We start from the raw sequence: 16,708 nt of genomic DNA on the forward strand, positions 1-16,708 counted from the left end.
GCAGCGTCCGGCGGGGATAGGTCGTACCGGCACGAAGGAGAGACGCGCATGGCCGCTGCGATCAAGCGGGTCGTCATCGTCGGCGGCGGGACGGCGGGCTGGATGACGGCGGCGCTGATCGCCAAGGTCATCGGCCCGCAGGTCCGCATCACGCTGATCGAATCGGACGAGATCGGCATCATCGGCGTGGGTGAGGCGACGATTCCGCCGATCCAGCACGTCAACGCGGTGCTGGGCATCGACGAAGCCGAATTCCTCCGCGAGACCCGCGCGACGATCAAACTCGCCATCCGCTTCGACGATTGGGGCGCGATCGGCCAATCCTATTACCACAGCTTCGGCGCGGCGGGCCGCAACACCGCCTTCTGCTCGTTCCACCATTACTGGAACCGGGCGAAGCGTGCCGGCATCGCCGCCGATTACTGGGACTACGACCTCAACTATCTGTGCGCGCGCGAGGGCAAGTTCGCGAAGATTCAGGTCGACGATCCGCTTTGGCACCTGCCCTATGCCTATCATTTCGATTCCGCGCTCTATGGGCAGTATCTGCGCCGCTACAGCGAAGCGCGCGGCGTCGAGCGGGTCGAGGGGCTGGTCGAACAGGTCGCGCGGGATGGCAAGACCGGCCACGTCACTGCACTCACGCTGCGAGACGGGCGCGGGGTGAACGGCGATCTCTTCATCGACTGTTCGGGCGGGCGCGGGCTGCTGATCCAGCGGCAGTTGAACGTCGGTTATGAGGATTGGGGCCACTGGCTGCCCTGCGACCGCGCCATGGCGGTGCCGACCACGCGTCACGACGACACGCCGCCCTATACCCGGTCGACCGCTCGCAGCGCCGGTTGGCAATGGCGGATTCCGTTGCAGCACCGGGTCGGCAACGGGCTGGTGTATAGCAGCCGCCACCTGACCGACGATCAGGCGGCGGACCTGCTGCTCGGCAATCTCGATGGCGACGTGCTGGCCGACCCGCGCATCATCCCGTTCCGCACCGGCCGCGCCCGGCGGCAATGGCACCATAATGTCGTCGCAATCGGGCTGTCGAGCGGGTTCCTTGAACCGCTGGAGTCGACCAGCATCTATCTGATCCAGTCGGCGATCGTCCGGCTGCTGCACCTATTCCCCCATGCCGGGTTCGACGACCGCCAGATCGCCGAATATAACCGGCAATCGCGCACCGAGTTCGAAACGGTGCGCGACTTCATCATCCTCCACTACCACGCGACCCGCCGCGACGATTCCGACTTCTGGCGGCATGTCCGCACGATGGCCTTGCCCGACCGGCTGGCCGACAAGATCGCGCTGTTCCGCGCGACCGGCACGTTGACGCAGGACCCGCTCGACATCTTCATGGAGGCGTCCTGGGTACAGGTGCTGATGGGGCAAGGTATCGAGCCGGCCGACTATCACCCGCTGGCCGACGGACCGACCGATGCGGAGCTGGCCGAGCAGCTGCGGCAACTGGCGGCGATGAAGCGCGAGCCGGTGCCCAATATGCCCGCCCATGATCGCTGGCTGCGCGGGTTCGGCGGGACGGCCGGGTGAGCCCAAGCTTCGTCATCCTGGGCGGCGGCACGGCGGGATGGATCACCGCGCATCTGCTCGAACGCGCGTGGCCCGACGCGACGATCACCGTCGTCGAATCGCCCGAGATCGGCACGATCGGCGTCGGCGAAGGGTCGACGCCGTCGCTCAAGCGCTTCTTCGAGATCATCGGCGCGGCGGAGGCCGACTGGATGCCGCGCTGTGGCGCGACCTACAAGGCCGGCATCCGCTTCGTCGACTGGAGCCCCGCCGCACCGTGGCGCGACTATCGTCACCCGTTCACGACCCAGATCGACGTCCATACCGAGGACGCGTTCATCCTGAATTGCCGCAACCGACGCCTCGGCCATGACGTACCGGTCCGGCCCGACGACTTCCTGCTGAACGGGGTGCTGTCGGCAAAGGGGCTGGCCCCCGTCGCCCCACCGAACTTCCCGTTCCGCATCGAATATGGCTATCATTTCGATGCCGGCCTGCTCGGCCAGTACCTGCGCGAACTGGCGATCGCGCGCGGTGTCGTCCATCGCCCTGCCACGGTGACCGAGGTCCGACGCGCCGGAAATGGCGACATCGCCGCGCTGGTGACCGACCGGGAAGAAACGATCGCCGGCGACATCTTTCTCGATTGCAGCGGCTTCAACGGCCTGTTGATCGAACGCACGCTCGGCGTGCCGTTCCACAGCTTCAAGGACCATCTGTTCAACGACGCCGCCGTGGTCGTGCCAACCGAGATGACCGGCCGGCCGCCGGTCGAAACCGTTGCCACCGCCCTGTCGAACGGCTGGTGCTGGTCGATCCCGCTGCGGCATCGCGTCGGCAACGGCTATGTCTATGCCCGCGATTTCCAGTCGCCCGACGCCGCCGAGAGCGAACTGCGCCGGACGCTCGGGGTCAGTGACGCGGTAGAGGCCCGCCATCTGACCTTCCGCGTCGGACAGGTCGCGCGCCATTGGGAACGCAATTGCGTCGCGGTCGGCCTGTCGCAGGGGTTCATCGAACCGCTGGAGGCAACCGCGCTGCATCTGGTGCTCGGCACCGTCGAACAGTTCATCCGCCATTATCGCGACGGCGGCTGTACCGACCGGCATCGCGCCGCGTTCAATACGGTAGCGGCCGAGCGGATGGACGGCGTGCGCGACTATATCGTCGCGCATTACAAGCTGAACACCCGCACTGGCACCGACTATTGGCGTGCCAATGCCGCGAACGAGGCGCTGTCCGATCCGCTGCTCCACATCCTCGACCGCTGGTTCCGGCGTGGCGACATCGCCGAGGAACTGGCACGTCAGGGACAGCGCAGCCATTTCGGCACCCTGTCATGGCATTGCCTGCTCGCCGGCTATGGCGCGTTCCCATCGGTCAGCGAGGCGCGACGCGACGATATGGACTTCTACGCCGCCCGAAAGATCGGCGCGTTTCTCGAAGGGTGCAGCCTGAACTTCGCCCCGGTCTGACTCAGCGCCCCGCCTTCATCGCCGCGACGACGGCTTCGAGCTGCCGGTCGAGCTTGCGGTTGTTATAGTCGTTCACAACCTTGGCGAACGCGGCACGACGCAGCGCCACCACATCGACCTCCCCTCGCGCGATCCGGTCGAGCGTCGCGGCGATGCCATCGCCGTCGCGCTCGTCGACCAGCAGCCCGCAGACACCATCCTCGATCAGTTCGGGAATGCCGCTATGCCGCGTGGCGAGGACGAGGACGCCCTTGGCCATCGCCTCCATCAGCGACACCGGAATGCCCTCCATATCGCCATTGGCGGCGGTGACCGACGGCAGCAGGAACACGTCCGACCGTTCCAGTTCGGCGAACACCCGCCCGTGTGGCTGCGGTCCGAGGAACGCGATCGCATCGCCCGACGGTCGTGCCGCCGCCTGCAGTTCCTGTTCCAGCGGACCGGTGCCGATCACCTGATAGCGAATGTCGGCCTTCGCCCTGGCGACGCCGTCGATCGCATAGGCGATGCCCTTCTTCTCGACCAGCCGCGCGACGCTCAGCACCCGCAACGGCGACTGGATCGGCGCGTCGAACGACGGCACCGCCGCCTCGTCGATATCGACCCCCATTCGCAGCACGGTGATCCGCGCATCGTCGGCACCCCAGCCCATCAGCCGCTCACGCCACAAATTGCTGATCGGCAGCAGCCGTTCGGTCCGCGCGAACAATTGCTGGTAGAACGGCTTCATCTGCTGGATGAGCGCGATCTCGGTAATGTCCAGCCCGTGGAAGATCGTGGCGATCGGCCCGTCGATGACGCCTGCCGACCGCAGGAACTCGGCGCGAACGCCCGGCGGGCCGAAATGTGCGATGATCGCGTCATAGCTGCCCAGATGCCGCCCGATCGTCCCCGCCAGATCGGCGAGCGGCGCATGATAGCCGCCCTTCGCCGCCTTGATCGCGCGGATCAGCGTGTTGCGGAAACGGCTGCCGAGGATCGCCGTCGCGCCGCGCCCGATCCGTCCCATTATCGAGCGATGCGGATCGCGCGCGGTGCGGATGGCGCGCAACTGCACCTTCCCCGCCAGCGGATCGGCCACGTCGGGATGATATTTTCCGGTCACGACGGTCACTTCGTGGCCGAGGTCGATCATGCCGCGGATCTGGCGGATCACGAAGGTTTCGGACAGCACCGGATAGGCGGCGAGGAAGAAAGCGATACGCATCGGCTGGGCCATGGTCAGCCGACCAGCGACCGCAGCTTGCGGGCGATCCGCCGTCCGATACCCGGCCGTTCGACCGGTGCCGGCGCGGAGGTCGTCGGCATCGGCATGGTTGCGGCCAATGCCCGCGCGCGCTCCGGATCGGTCTTCGCCAGCAGATGCAATGCCAGCGACGGGATCAGCACGTCGCGCCGTTTGAACGCGCCGGTGACGTGATAGATATAGGTATCGTCGTCGTCGCTCAGATACGGCGTCGCATCGGTCATGTCGGCCCATTCGCCAGCCGGCAGCGTCGACGCCGGCAGCCGGTTGAACGCCTTGGGCAGGATCGTCAGCGGCACTTTGGCACTGTTGAGCAAATAATAGGTCAGCGTCTGGTGCGGATATGCCGCGAACAGCATCTCCCGTGCCGCAAGGATGCGTTCGGGCGAGATCGCGTCGGCCATCCCCCGCGTGTAGAGCATGACGCCCGAGTTCATGTAATGCTCGGGGTTATAGGGAATTTCCGGCTCGCCGCGTGCCTTCAGATATTTGCGGATTTCCTTGAAGCTGAGCTCGGCATGGGCATGGCTGGTTTCGGTCAGGCCGACCGCGCCCGGTTCGATGAAGTCGAACACGTTGGGCGCGTCGTGCTTCACGCAGCAGGAATCGTCGACGACCAGAACCCGGTCATACCCCTCCATCGCCAACAGGCGCCATGGCAGGAACGCCTTCAGCGCATACACGCGCTTATGGGCGCGCCCGGGACTGTCGGGCAGTGCCGGCAGCGGAAAGTCCTCGTCCGACGGTTCTTCGGTCTGGAGGATGAAGGTTGCCCCGCACCGCTTCGCATAGTCGCGGAACAGCTCGGACGTGACGCGCGACCATGGCCGTGCGCCGATCGCGATCATCAAAATGGCAAGCCGCTCGTTCGATCCAGCCACACTCATGGTCGAACACCTCCCTGTTTAGATCCGATCGAAACCAGCCCCCGGCACGGTACGGATCGAACCGAATGTCATGCTGCAAGTGCGAACCAATGGAGCAACCGCAAACCGATGCCAAGCCGTTTCCAGCCCCCTGCTGGTACAGGCAAGACGCGCGCAGGAATATAGCGAAATGCAGCCAAGGCACCGGCGGATCGGGAAACTATCGGGGCGCGCGCCGTAAAACCCTTTCGCTGCGGTGCGTGGTAGGCTAGGCGAACGGCCATGCAAGCTGTTTCCGTCGTGATACCTACGCACTTGCGTTCCCATCTGTTGCGCGAATCGATCGCCAGTGTTGCGGCCCAGACGTTGCAGCCGGCCGAACTGCTGATCGTGGACGATGCGAACGATCCGGCGACGCAGGCGGTGGTTGCCGAAGCCGACGCACGGCTCCCTTTTGCAGTGCGGTATATCGCGAACGACGCGGGCGGCGTCTGTCATTCGCGTAACAAGGGCGCGCAGGCGGCTACGGGCCAGTGGGTCGGCTTTCTCGACGATGACGATCTGTGGCATCCGCCATTCCTCGAACGGCTGGTCGGACTGGCCGGGCAGAAGCGGGTCGGCCTCGTGATCAGCGGCCTGTTGCACCACGAGGACGAACATAGCGTCAAGCCGCGCGCGCAGCTGACCGGCCTGACCGCCGACACCGCCCTGCTGCAGAACGGGTCGATGACGGGCAGCAATTTCGTGATCGATCGGGCCGCCTATCACCGGGTCGGCGGGTTCGATCCGGCGGTGACCGTGTTCAACGACTGGGATTTTTTCGTCCGCGTTCTCGACGCGGGCGTCACCTATGCGGTTGATCCCGAGCCGCTTGCCGAATGGCGCTTCCATCCGGGCGATCGCATCGCCACGCCGTCGCTGCGCCGGGCGGCGGGCATCGGCTTCTTCCTCGACCGGCATGGCAAGCGCATGTCGAAACAGGTGTGGCGCGATCTGGAAACGACGATGCTCGGCATCCGTCGCATCCATACGAAGAGCAGGTTCGAAAAATTGATACTCAGCGCGCAGCTGGTGCGCGCGCACGGGCCGGTGCGCTATCTGAAGCGCATCCTGCACCGCTGACGCATGGTGCCGGACGACCGACGATCGGTTCGCCGGCCAGGATTACGATGAAAGTGAGACAGACTGGTGGATATCGCTGAAGCCAAACGGCGGGCGCAGGTCGGGCCGAAAGCCCTGCTGGCGCGGCGTGCCTTCACACTGACGATCTCGCTGGTATCGACCTTCACCATCGCCCGGCTGGTGTCGCCGACCGATTATGGTCTGGCGAACATGTCGCTGATCATGCTCGCCTTTGCGGTGACGCTGCGCGATTTCGGCATGACCAACGCGTTGATGCGCAAGGGCAGCATCAGCCAGGCGGAAATGAGCTTCGTCTTCTGGTTCAATTCGACGACGACGGTGCTGCTGACCGTCGCGATCGGGATCGCGTCGCCGTGGATCGCCGACTTCTACGGTCAGCCGATCATCGTCTGGACCATCCTGGCGTCGCTCGTCGGGTTCCTGTTCAGCGGCATCGCCTCGCAGTACAAGGCGATGCTGTCGCGCAACCTGCAATTCAAACGCCTCGCGCTGATCGATTCCGCGTCGCTGTTCATCGGGTTCCTGTCGACGCTGGTGCTCGCCTATCTCTACCGCAACGTCTGGGCCATCGTGCTGGGCAACGTCGCCCAGCTGGTCAGCGGCGCGATCATGTATGTCGGCAGCAACCGGTGGAAGCCCGACCGTCCGGCGAGGCCCGAAAACCTGCGCGAATTGCTGGCATTCGGTGCCAACACCTCGATCTATTCGCTGGCGCTGTTCGCCGCCGGCAACGCCGCGCCGATCATCATCGGCCGGTTTCTGGGGGCGGCACCGCTCGGCCAGTTCAACCGGGCGCAGGCGCTGTTCCAGATTCCCACGCTCAACATCGTGCAGCCGATCGCACAGGCCACCCTGCCCTTCCTCGCCCGGATGCGCCCGCATCCCGACGAATATCGCAGCGCCTATCTGGGGCTCGTCCGGCGGCTGTGCACCTTCCTGATCCCGGCATCGGCGGCATTGTGCATCGTCGCGGTGCCGCTGGTCCGCACGCTGCTCGGCGACCGGTGGCATGATGCCGGGCTGGTGCTGGCGCTGCTCGCCCCGTCGCTGGCGGCGGTCGGGTTCGGCTATGCCGCCGGCGACCTGTTCGTGTCCCAGAACCGGTCGAGCGAGCTTCGGACGCTGGGCGTCGTCGACATGATCGTGCGGATCGTCGCCATCCTGATCGGCGTGCAGTTCGGCATCGCCGGCGCGGCGGTCGGGTTTAGCGCGGCATCGATCTTCATGGCGTTCGTCCGCGTCTTCGCATCGGGCCGTACCGGGCCGGTCGGCGGACGAGATCAGCTTCGCTCCGGCCTGCCGGGCCTGTTGCTCGGCATCGTCGCCGCGACCGGCGCGGGGCTCGGCCTGCTGCTGTCCTATCAGTTCATGTGGTCCGATGCGGTCACGTCGATCGTCGGCTTTGCGGTCGGCGGCGTCTGCACGCTGGCATTCGGTCTGATCGTCCGGCCGACGCGCGTCGCGCTGATCGATCTGTTCGACGCGATCGGGCTGGGCAAGATCGTGACCCTCACCGGCCTGCGACGGTTCGCGGTGAAGTAACCGCCCACCGAACCCCAAGGACCCGGACCATGAAGATCGCCCCGCTCCTCCTCGCCCTGTCGGTATCGGCCATGCCGGCCGCCGCGGCACCGCGCCGCGACAGCCATGCGTTTCTGGAACAGGACCGATGGTGGGGCGTGAACGTCAGCGGTCTGGAGTTCAAGGAAGCGCTGCCGATCCGACCGCAGGACATTGATTTCTACGCCGATGCCGGTGCGAAAAGCATCCGCCTGCCCATCAAGCGCACCCGGCTCGACACGCCGGAGAAGCTGGCGGCGCTCGATGCGCTGATCCAGCGCGGGACGGCGCGCGGCATGCTGATGGTCATCGACGAACACAGCTATGGCAATATCGGCGACCCGGACATCCGCGACTTCTGGCTGCGGATGGGACGCCGGTATCGCGGCCAGCCGCTGGTCGCGTTCGACCTGCAGAACGAGCCGAAGGGCGGGACGTGGGTAAGCTGGGGGCCCGACGCCCGCGACCTGATCCATGCGCTGCGCAAGGCCGGGGTCGACAACCAGCTGATCCTCGAATGGCGCGGATGGTCGGGGTTCGGTCGGGCCGATCGCGGCGAGCCGCCGAAACGGGCCTGCGAAAGCGCACTGTGCAGCCTGAACCGCGGCGGTATCTCCACGCTGGCCGATCTCGACCCGCTGAAGCGTACCTGGCTGTCGCCGCACCGCTACTTCAATCGTGGCGGCTCCGGCGCGACGCCGGAATGCCGCCCCTATCCGGCGACCGGGCCGCTCGGCAATTCGGTGAAGGCGGCGCGCAAGCTCGGCATGCGGCTCTATGTCGGCGAATTCGCGTTCGGCCGGGCCAAGACGGTGCCGAAGACGTGTCAGGCGATGGTCGACGACATCGTCGCCTTCTTCCGCACCACGCCGGAAGTGGTCGGCGGCGCGGCATGGGGCTGGGGTCCGCGCTGGTCGAAAACCTATCTGTTCCGGGGCGAGAGCATCGGCGACCGCACGAAGAGCTGGGACACCGAAAATGGTCGGCTGATCCGCTCGCTCTGGGCGAAATAGCGCGCTGTCGGCAAAGCGGGACGCAGCACGTGCCCGCCTCCGTCCGGCTGGTCCGGAACGATCAGCCGGTTGCAGAGCGGTGCGACGTTTCCCCATCCCGCATCGCCGCGCTGCGGATCGCAGCTGCCAGCGTGTCGGGTGCGCTCGGCTTGGGACAGACCATCGCCTTCGGATAGCGTCGCCGTAAGTCGGCATCGTCGGCATGGCCCGAATGGAAGATCAGCGGCACCCCGGCGGCGTGGAGCCGGTCGGCCGCCTCGAACACCGTGCCATCGGCCAGACGGACATCGAGCACCGCTGCGGCAAATGCGGCGTTGAAGCGATCGACAGCCTCCTGCGCCTCGACCAGCGTCATGCATGGCCCTTCGACCGCGAAGCCCGCCGCTTCGATGGTCGCCTGTACGTCCAGTGCGATGAACAGCTCGTCCTCGACGAGCAGAACCGGATCAGTCATGCCGCAGCACGGCGGCAGGCAACCGGATTTCCAGACGGAACACCCCGTCCTCGACCACATGGCGCGTCGTGCCGCGCAGCTGTCGCACGCTGGTTTCGACCAGCACCGATCCGAAGCCGCGCTGGCCCGATGCCGGTTGCTGGGTGTCGTCCGTTTCCTCGGTCCATGTCAGTTCTATTCCCCCGTCCCCGACCTGCCACCGGACTTGCAAGTCGCGTTGGCCGTCACTGCCCAACGCCCCATATTTCACCGAATTGGTTGCCCATTCGTGTAGAATGAGCGACAGCGGTGACAGGCAGTTTCGGTTGAGTGCAACGACCGGACCATCGATTTCGATCCGTGCATGGTCGCGATAGGGCGCGAGCGTCGTTTCGACGATGTCGTCCAGCCCGACCGCCTGTGGCTGACCCGCCGGCGATGCCAGTGAATGCGCCGAGCCCAGCGCGGCGATTCGGCGGCGGATATCGTCAGCAAACCCCGAAACGTCGTCGTAGCTGCGCGACGCGATCGTAATCATGCCCGCGATCACCGCGAACAGGTTCTTCACCCGGTGGTTCATCTCGCGCAACATCAGCTCGCGGGTTTCGGCGACGGCATATTCGGGCGTCACGTCGATCGACACCCCGACCAGCCGCTTCGGCGCGCTGCCCGCGACGATCCGCCCGAATCCCTTTACCCAGCGCGTTTCCCCATCGGGCCGATCGACGCGGAAGGTGGCCTCGTAATCGCCGCTGCGTTCGATGGCGCGACGCAGCGCCGCCTCGACACTGATCCGGTCTTCCGCATGGATCCGGTCGAGCAACGTCGTGATATTGTCGGCATCGTCGGTTTCGAGCGAGAACAATGCGCGCTCGACCGGATCAAGGACCAGTTCACCGGACTCGGGCGCATATTCCCACACGCCGATGCCCGCGGCCTTGATCGCGATGTCGAGCCGCTCACGCTCGGCCGCCAGCTGCCGTTCCAGCGCCAGCGCCTCGGTAATGTCGGTCAGCACCAGCGTCGCGCCATCGACGGCGCCGCTCTGCTTGCGATAGGGCAAGGCGCGCATCGAAAAGATGCGCTGGCCGTCATGGGTATGGACCCGACGCTGGCGGGGCGCGGCACCGCTCACGACCGCACGGGCATCGTCGAGATGGTCGGACCCCTGCAACCGGCTGGCGACATCGGTCAACGGCCGGCCGCGATCGGCGGGCTTGAGCGGGAAGATCGTCGTCGCCGCGTCGGTATAGCTGCGCACCTTCATCTCGGCGTCGAGGACGACCACCGCGAGTTCGGTCGATGCATAGAAGTTGCGCAGGTCGGAATTGGCGACGGTCAGCTGGTCGACCTTGCTTTTCAATTCGTCGTTGACGGTCGTCAATTCCTCGTTCGTCGATTGAAGCTCCTCGTTCATCGACATCATTTCTTCGTTGGAGCTTTTCAGCTCCTCGTTCGCAGTCTCCAGCTCCTCGATCGCCGAGCGCAGGCGGTGACGGGTGAGGCGCAGATCGTCCTCCAACGCCTCCATATGGTCCTGCCCCGCTTCCAGATCGCGCATGTCGTCGCCATCGACGGGCTGGAACGGACCCGTTTCGCGGAACACGAACAGCAGCGTGCCGTCGCCCAACGGGTCGCAGATCACCTCGATCGGTTGCGTCCCGTAATCGGTCTCGACGGTCACGTCGCGCGCGACCGTGCGCCGCTTTTCGTCGCGTGCCTGCCGCAACAGCGGGCCGATGACGGTGCGTAATCCCGGACGCGCCAGATTGACGGCGCTGCTGCCCCCGGTCCGCGTCACCGGAAATTCGAAATAGCGGCTGAGCTTGCCATAGGCCGACACGATGCCTCCGTCCTGATCGACGATCAGGCTGGGCGGTGCATAGCGTTCGACCACGCGCCGGATCGCCGTCGCCTCGCTGCCCAGCGACCGGCTGTCGGTCCGGTCGCCGCGCTCGCGCCGGACGACCGGCGGATAGGTGTTGGCCGGCAGGTCGACGGGATAGCTGGTCGCACCGGCCGTACGGACGAACACCCGCGCCGATGGATCGACCGGCTGGAACAGGTGTTCGAACCGGCCGACGCTTTCCGACGGCCCGAGGAACAGATAGCCCCCCTCGCGCAGCGCGAAGTGGAACAGCGGCACGACCGATTGCTGCAACCGATCGTCGAAATAGATCAGCAGGTTGCGACACGACACCAAGTCGATCCGGGAAAAGGGCGGATCCTTGACCAGGCTGTGGCTGGAAAACCGGATCATGTCGCGGATCTCCGGCGTGATCGAAAACCGGTCGGTATGTGGCACCGTATAGCGTTCGCGGAGCGCCGGGGGCAGGTCGACCAGCGCCGAGATCGGATAACTGCCAGCACGGGCGATGCCCAGCATCTGCTCGTCGATATCGGTCGCGAAGATCTGCACCGCCAGCGGCTGGCCGCTCGCGCGCGCGGCCTCGGCGAACAGCATCGCGATGGTATAGGCTTCCTCGCCGCTCGAACAGCCGGGCACCCAGACGCGCAGATCCTCGTCACCCGGACGCAGCGCCATCAACGGTTCGATGACGCGCACCCGCAATTGCTCGAACGCTTCGGGATCGCGAAAAAAGCGCGTGACGTTGATCAGCAGATCGCGGAACAGCGCCTCGCATTCGCCGGCATCGCCGCGTACCCGCGACAGATACGCCCGGCCGGTATCGATGCCCAGCACATGCATCCGCCGTTCGACCCGGCGGACGAAGGTCGATCGCTTATAGCCCGAAAAATCATGGCCGATCGCCGATCGCAACACCCGGCACAGTTCGTCGACGTGATCGGCGACGACATCGGCCTCGCGCTCGGCCGGATCGCTGCGCCGCCGCGCGAAAAAACGTTGCAGGCATTCGAGGATTTCGCCCGGCGGCCGGACGAAATCGGTCATGCCGGTGCCGACCGCCGACAGCGGCATTCCGTCGTACCGCGCGCTTTCGGGCTGTTGCACGACGCAGACGCCGCCATTTTCCTTGATCGCGCGCAGCCCGGTGGTGCCATCGGCGCCGGTACCCGACAGGATCACGCAGGCGGCGTTCGACTGCTGGTCACTGGCCAGCGACAGGAAGAAATCGTCGATCGGACGGCGAAGCCCGCGCGGCTGCTGGAATTCGGTCAGCTCCAGCACGCCGTCGCGTACGGCAAGGCCCCGGCCGGGCGGGATGATGTAGACGGTGTCGGCCTCGACCCGCTCGCCGCCCGCACTTTGCAGCACCGGCAGTGCGGTGGTGCGGTCGAGCAGTTGCGCCAGCATGCTTTCGTGATTGGGGTCGAGATGCTGGACGATGACGAACGCCAGCCCGGTCGGCAGCGTCGCCGGGGCCAGCATCTCGCGCAGGGCCTCCAGCCCGCCGGCCGACGCACCGATGCCGACGATCGGCACCGCCGTCGTCTGCGGCGCGGCATCGGGCCGCGACGTCGTTCCATCATGCACCGGGGGCGGACTCCAGATCGGCGAGCATCATCTTCGCCTGTGCCACGATCGCGGCGCTGTTGGCGATGGTCAGCAACGTACCCTCGACCACGATCCCGGCATCGCCCGCGATCGGGACCAGCTTGCCCAGCGTCGCGCGCAGTTGCTCGTCATATTCGGCCAGCAATTCGGGCTGCGACCGGCTGACGTCGAACTGCGACGCGAAGACGAAATCGCATCGCCCGTCGATCCCGCGCAGCCGCGACATATACAGCAGGTTGACGAACGGCCTCCCGTCCTTGCGGAAATTAACGATCGGCGTCCGCACGTTGGTCTGGTCGGACTGCACCAGGAAATCGCGCAGCTTCGCACGCGGCTGAACGTTCGGAGCGTCGCGTTGAAGCATGCGGCAGTTGCGACCCACCACATCGTCGGCGGTATAACCGGTCAGCGCGGAGAAGGGGTCGTTCACCATCAACAGATGATTGTCGTCATGCGCGGAAGCGACGGCCAGGGCGACGCGCGACTGTCGTAGATAGTCGACGAGCGACCTTGGCAGTTCCTGTTGCACGCGCACTCCTCTTCAATTCCGGATTACCCGCAAATCCGGGAAGATAACAACCCGGTTGCGGACGGGGAACGAACGGCGACGCCGATCGACATGCCATTGCAGCCACCCCCTTGAACGATAATGCAATCCGGATCGTATTTCCGGCAGGAACACTGTAGATCACTGCGGTACTTCCGACCTATTCGGCGGGCCATGCCCAGATCAGGACTATTTACCCGCATGTTGGACATTCCTGCCGCTCTTGCAAAAGCCTCGCGAGCCCTGCCGGGTTTCCTTGCCGGTGGCGGGGACTGCGCCGCGATGATTGCAGCGCATGACTGGGCGCTGACGCCGCTCGGACCGATCGATGGCTGGCCGCAGTGTTTGCGCACGACGCTCGCCATGACGCTCCGCTCGCCGGTGCCGATCGTGCTGTTGTGGGGCGCGGACGGGGTGATGTTGTACAACGACGCCTATTCGGTCTTCGCCGATGCGCGGCATCCGTGGCTGCTGGGGTCGAACGTCCGTGAGGGCTGGCCGGAAGTCGCCGCTTTCAACGACCATGTCATGCAGGTCGTACTGGCCGGCGGAACGCTGCGCTACCGCGATCAGGAAATGACGCTCGCGCGCAGCGGCTGGCCCGAACGGGTATGGATGGACCTCGATTATTCACCGGTGCTCGACGAAGGGGGGGTGCCGGCGGGCGTCATCTGCATCCTCGCCGACACGACCGAACGGTTTGCCAGCGTCCGCCACAGCCGGTTCCTGCTGTCGCTGTCCGATGCGCTCCGGCCGCTCGCGACGCGCCGGGAGATCACGACCGTCGCCTGCGAACGCATCGCCGATTGGCTCGATGCATCGCGGGTATTCTATGCCGAGATCGGCACCGACGGGCGGATGGTCGTCGAACGCGACTATTGTCGGGGGGTGCCGTCGCTTGCCGGGGTCCATTCGCTCGAAGCGTTCGGCCCCGGCCTGCTCGACGCCTATCGCAGCGGCGTGCCGCTGGTCGTCGCCGACGTGGCGGGCGACATGCACCTGAACGACGCAGCCCGCGCCGGTCTGGCCGAACGGCATGTCGGGGCATTCGTCGACATGATGCTGTTCGACAAGACCGATCGCGTCGGCGTGCTGGCGGTCCAGTCCGCCCATCCCCGCGCATGGACGGCGGCGGAGGAACATCTGGTCCAGGAGGTCGGCGAACGCGTCAAGAATGCGGTCGAACGCGCCCGTGCCGAAGAGGGCCTGCGCCGGCTGAACGAGACGCTGGAGGAACAGGTCGCGATCCGCTCCGCCGAACGCGACCGGCTGTGGAACCTGTCGCAGGACATGCTGGCGCGTGCCGATTTCGCCGGCATGATGTCGGCGGTCAGCCCGGCATGGACGCAGATACTGGGCTGGAGCGAAGCCGAACTGCTGTCGCGTGGGTACGCCAGCTTCATGCATCCCGAGGATACCGCCCACACGTTGGCGGCGATCGCGGGCATGGCCCAGCGGCGGCAGCCGACCCGGTTCGAAAACCGGATCCAGACCCGCGAGGGCGACTGGAAGCATATCGAATGGACCGTCGCCCCCGAGGCCGACGGCATGAATTTCGTCGCGGTCGGCCGCGACCTGAGCAATGCCAAGGCACGCGAGGCCGATCTGGAAGTGGCGCGCGACGCCCTGCGCCAGAGTCAGAAGATGGAGGCGATGGGCAGCCTGACCGGCGGCGTGGCGCATGATTTCAACAATCTGCTGACTCCGATCATCGGCTCGCTCGACATGCTGGTCCGCAAGGGGGTGGGCAGCGATCGCGAGCGGCGGCTGATCGGCGGTGCCCTGCAATCGGCCGAGCGTGCCAAGACGCTGGTCCAGCGCCTGCTGGCCTTTGCCCGCCGCCAACCGCTGCAACCGACCGCCGTCGATGTCGCGCGGGTGATCGACAGCATGGCCGGGCTGATCGGATCGACGCTGGGACCGACGATCGCGATGCGCGTCGACCTGACCGACCTGCCCCCGGCGCGCGCCGACCTGAACCAGCTCGAAATGGCGTTGCTGAACCTGGCCGTGAACGCGCGCGATGCGATGTCCGAAGGCGGCACGCTGACGATCAGCGCGCGACACGAAACCGTCCTATCCGCGAACAGAGGCGACTTTGCGCCGGGACGATATGTCCGGCTGAGCGTCGGCGACAGCGGCATCGGCATGGACGATGCAACCCGTCGCCGCGCGATCGAGCCGTTCTTTTCGACCAAGGGCGTCGGCAAGGGCACCGGACTGGGACTGTCGATGGTCCATGGCCTGACCGCGCAGCTGGGTGGCGGGCTGACGATCGACAGCACGCCCGGCCATGGCACGGTGGTCAGCCTGTGGCTGCCGGTCAGCGAGACGGCGATCTGCGCCGACGAACCGGTCGTCGACGTTCAGCCGCTATCGGCACGGCGCGGCACCGCCCTGCTGATCGACGACGAGGAACTGGTCCGCATGAGCACGGCGCACATGCTGGCCGATCTCGAATACCACGTGGTCGAGGCCGCCAGCGCCGAGGACGCGCTGCGGATGATGGACGACGGGCTGCGCCCCGATATCGTCGTTACCGACCATCTGATGCCGGGTATCAGCGGCGCGCAACTGGCCCGGATGCTGAAGGCCAGCCATCCGTTGCTGCCGGTATTGATCGTATCGGGCTACGCCGAGGAAGCCGGCATCGATTCGGATATCCCGCGCCTTACCAAACCGTTCCGCAACGACGAATTGCAGACCAGCCTGACGGCGCTGGCCGCCACCGCCGCGGCAAGCGAGGACGTGATCGAGGTCCTCGAACTAACCTGATCCAGCGCGCAACCCAGTGCCGGTTCGCAAGGGGACGGTTCGGCGAAGGACGACCATGACCCTGCGGCCGGTGAAGGCTATCGTGTCGGGCGCGAGAGGATGTAGGCGGCACAGCCCGCCATCAGCACCGCCACGCCGCCGCCGAGCAGCAGACCCGGCCCTGCGCTCCACACGAACAACCCATATCCGACCGCGATGCCGCCACACGCCATCGCCTTTGCTCGGCGGCCGATCGCCCCGTCCTGCCGCCATGCGGTCAGCGTCGGGCCGAAGCGCGGATGATCGAGCAGCCACCGCTCCAGCCGTGGCGACCCGCGCGCGAAACAGGCGGCGGCCAGGATCAGGAAGATCGTCGTCGGCATCACCGGCAACAGCGCACCGACCACCCCCAACAGGACGAAGCACCAACCAAGCACGATCCAGCCGAACCGCACCAGCCGTATCCGGCGCTTCATCGGTTCAGGAAAAACGGGCGGGACCATGATCGGCACCCTACCGTGTGCCCGACGATCCCGATACCGCCGAAGCTGAACGGAAGGTTGATCGGGCATGACTAAAGTCGATTCGCGACAATCGCGCGACGCCGGTCATGGTTTAAACCGATTAACACCTGCCGAGTTCATCGTTTCGGCCATGGATTGATCGGAT

12 protein-coding genes are annotated in these 16,708 nt (G+C 66.0%); 6 read left to right on the plus strand and 6 right to left on the minus strand.

What is annotated here, in order from left to right; genetic code table 11:
• Positions 1-48: 48 nt before the first annotated feature.
• Both ASE91_RS16310 and ASE91_RS16315 read left to right on the plus strand, forming a co-directional pair.
• Positions 49-1,545: a tryptophan halogenase family protein gene (locus ASE91_RS16310; RefSeq protein WP_056628067.1), complete on the plus strand. Its 1,497-nt coding sequence runs from the start codon at positions 49-51 to the stop codon at positions 1,543-1,545.
• Positions 1,542-2,999, plus strand: coding sequence for a tryptophan halogenase family protein (locus ASE91_RS16315; RefSeq protein ID WP_056628084.1), 1,458 nt, complete (start codon positions 1,542-1,544; stop codon positions 2,997-2,999). Before ASE91_RS16310 ends, ASE91_RS16315 begins: the two co-directional genes overlap by 4 nt.
• 1 nt (position 3,000) lies before the next feature.
• Here ASE91_RS16315 and ASE91_RS16320 read toward each other — a convergent pair whose 3' ends face one another.
• Together ASE91_RS16320 and ASE91_RS20015 are read right to left on the minus strand one after the other, a co-directional pair.
• Positions 3,001-4,206: a glycosyltransferase gene (locus ASE91_RS16320; protein WP_162233672.1), complete on the minus strand. Its 1,206-nt coding sequence runs from the start codon at positions 4,204-4,206 to the stop codon at positions 3,001-3,003.
• A gap of 14 nt (positions 4,207-4,220) precedes the next feature.
• On the minus strand, positions 4,221-5,093 hold the full coding sequence (locus tag ASE91_RS20015; protein WP_235530533.1) for a hypothetical protein: 873 nt from the start codon (positions 5,091-5,093) through the stop codon (positions 4,221-4,223).
• A 300-nt stretch (positions 5,094-5,393) separates the two neighbouring features.
• Between ASE91_RS20015 and ASE91_RS16330 the strand changes: the two genes are divergently transcribed.
• From ASE91_RS16330 to ASE91_RS16340, 3 genes are all read left to right on the plus strand, one after another.
• Positions 5,394-6,233, plus strand: a complete 840-nt coding sequence (locus ASE91_RS16330; RefSeq protein WP_082454081.1) for a glycosyltransferase family 2 protein — start codon at positions 5,394-5,396, stop codon at positions 6,231-6,233.
• 66 nt (positions 6,234-6,299) lie between these two features.
• A complete protein-coding gene (locus tag ASE91_RS16335; RefSeq protein WP_056628098.1) occupies positions 6,300-7,796 on the plus strand; it encodes a lipopolysaccharide biosynthesis protein in 1,497 nt (498 codons plus the stop codon).
• A 29-nt stretch (positions 7,797-7,825) separates the two neighbouring features.
• Positions 7,826-8,827 (plus strand): glycoside hydrolase family 5 protein, encoded by a 1,002-nt coding sequence (locus ASE91_RS16340; RefSeq protein ID WP_056628101.1) that lies wholly within the window; start codon positions 7,826-7,828, stop codon positions 8,825-8,827.
• 61 nt (positions 8,828-8,888) lie between these two features.
• On the opposite strand, the gene ASE91_RS16345 is transcribed toward ASE91_RS16340, so the two are convergent.
• From ASE91_RS16345 to ASE91_RS16355, 3 genes are read right to left on the minus strand one after another with little or no spacing between them, the layout of a single operon-like run.
• A complete protein-coding gene (locus tag ASE91_RS16345) occupies positions 8,889-9,281 on the minus strand; it encodes a response regulator (RefSeq protein ID WP_055999740.1) in 393 nt (130 codons plus the stop codon).
• Positions 9,274-12,717, minus strand: coding sequence for a chemotaxis protein CheB (locus ASE91_RS16350; RefSeq protein ID WP_268795970.1), 3,444 nt, complete (start codon positions 12,715-12,717; stop codon positions 9,274-9,276). Before ASE91_RS16350 ends, ASE91_RS16345 begins: the two co-directional genes overlap by 8 nt.
• A complete protein-coding gene (locus ASE91_RS16355; protein ID WP_056628812.1) occupies positions 12,710-13,267 on the minus strand; it encodes a PAS domain-containing protein in 558 nt (185 codons plus the stop codon). The genes ASE91_RS16350 and ASE91_RS16355 overlap by 8 nt, the downstream gene beginning before the upstream one ends.
• A 300-nt stretch (positions 13,268-13,567) precedes the next feature.
• On the opposite strand from ASE91_RS16355, the gene ASE91_RS16360 reads away from it, so the two are divergent.
• Positions 13,568-16,060 (plus strand): ATP-binding protein, encoded by a 2,493-nt coding sequence (locus ASE91_RS16360; protein WP_235530534.1) that lies wholly within the window; start codon positions 13,568-13,570, stop codon positions 16,058-16,060.
• 77 nt (positions 16,061-16,137) lie between these two features.
• Here ASE91_RS16360 and ASE91_RS16365 read toward each other — a convergent pair whose 3' ends face one another.
• Positions 16,138-16,515 (minus strand): YbaN family protein, encoded by a 378-nt coding sequence (locus ASE91_RS16365; protein WP_055999745.1) that lies wholly within the window; start codon positions 16,513-16,515, stop codon positions 16,138-16,140.
• Positions 16,516-16,708 lie beyond the last annotated feature (193 nt).

Source organism: Sphingomonas sp. Leaf62 (genome assembly GCF_001421915.1).
Taxonomy (GTDB): Bacteria; Pseudomonadota; Alphaproteobacteria; order Sphingomonadales; family Sphingomonadaceae; genus Sphingomonas.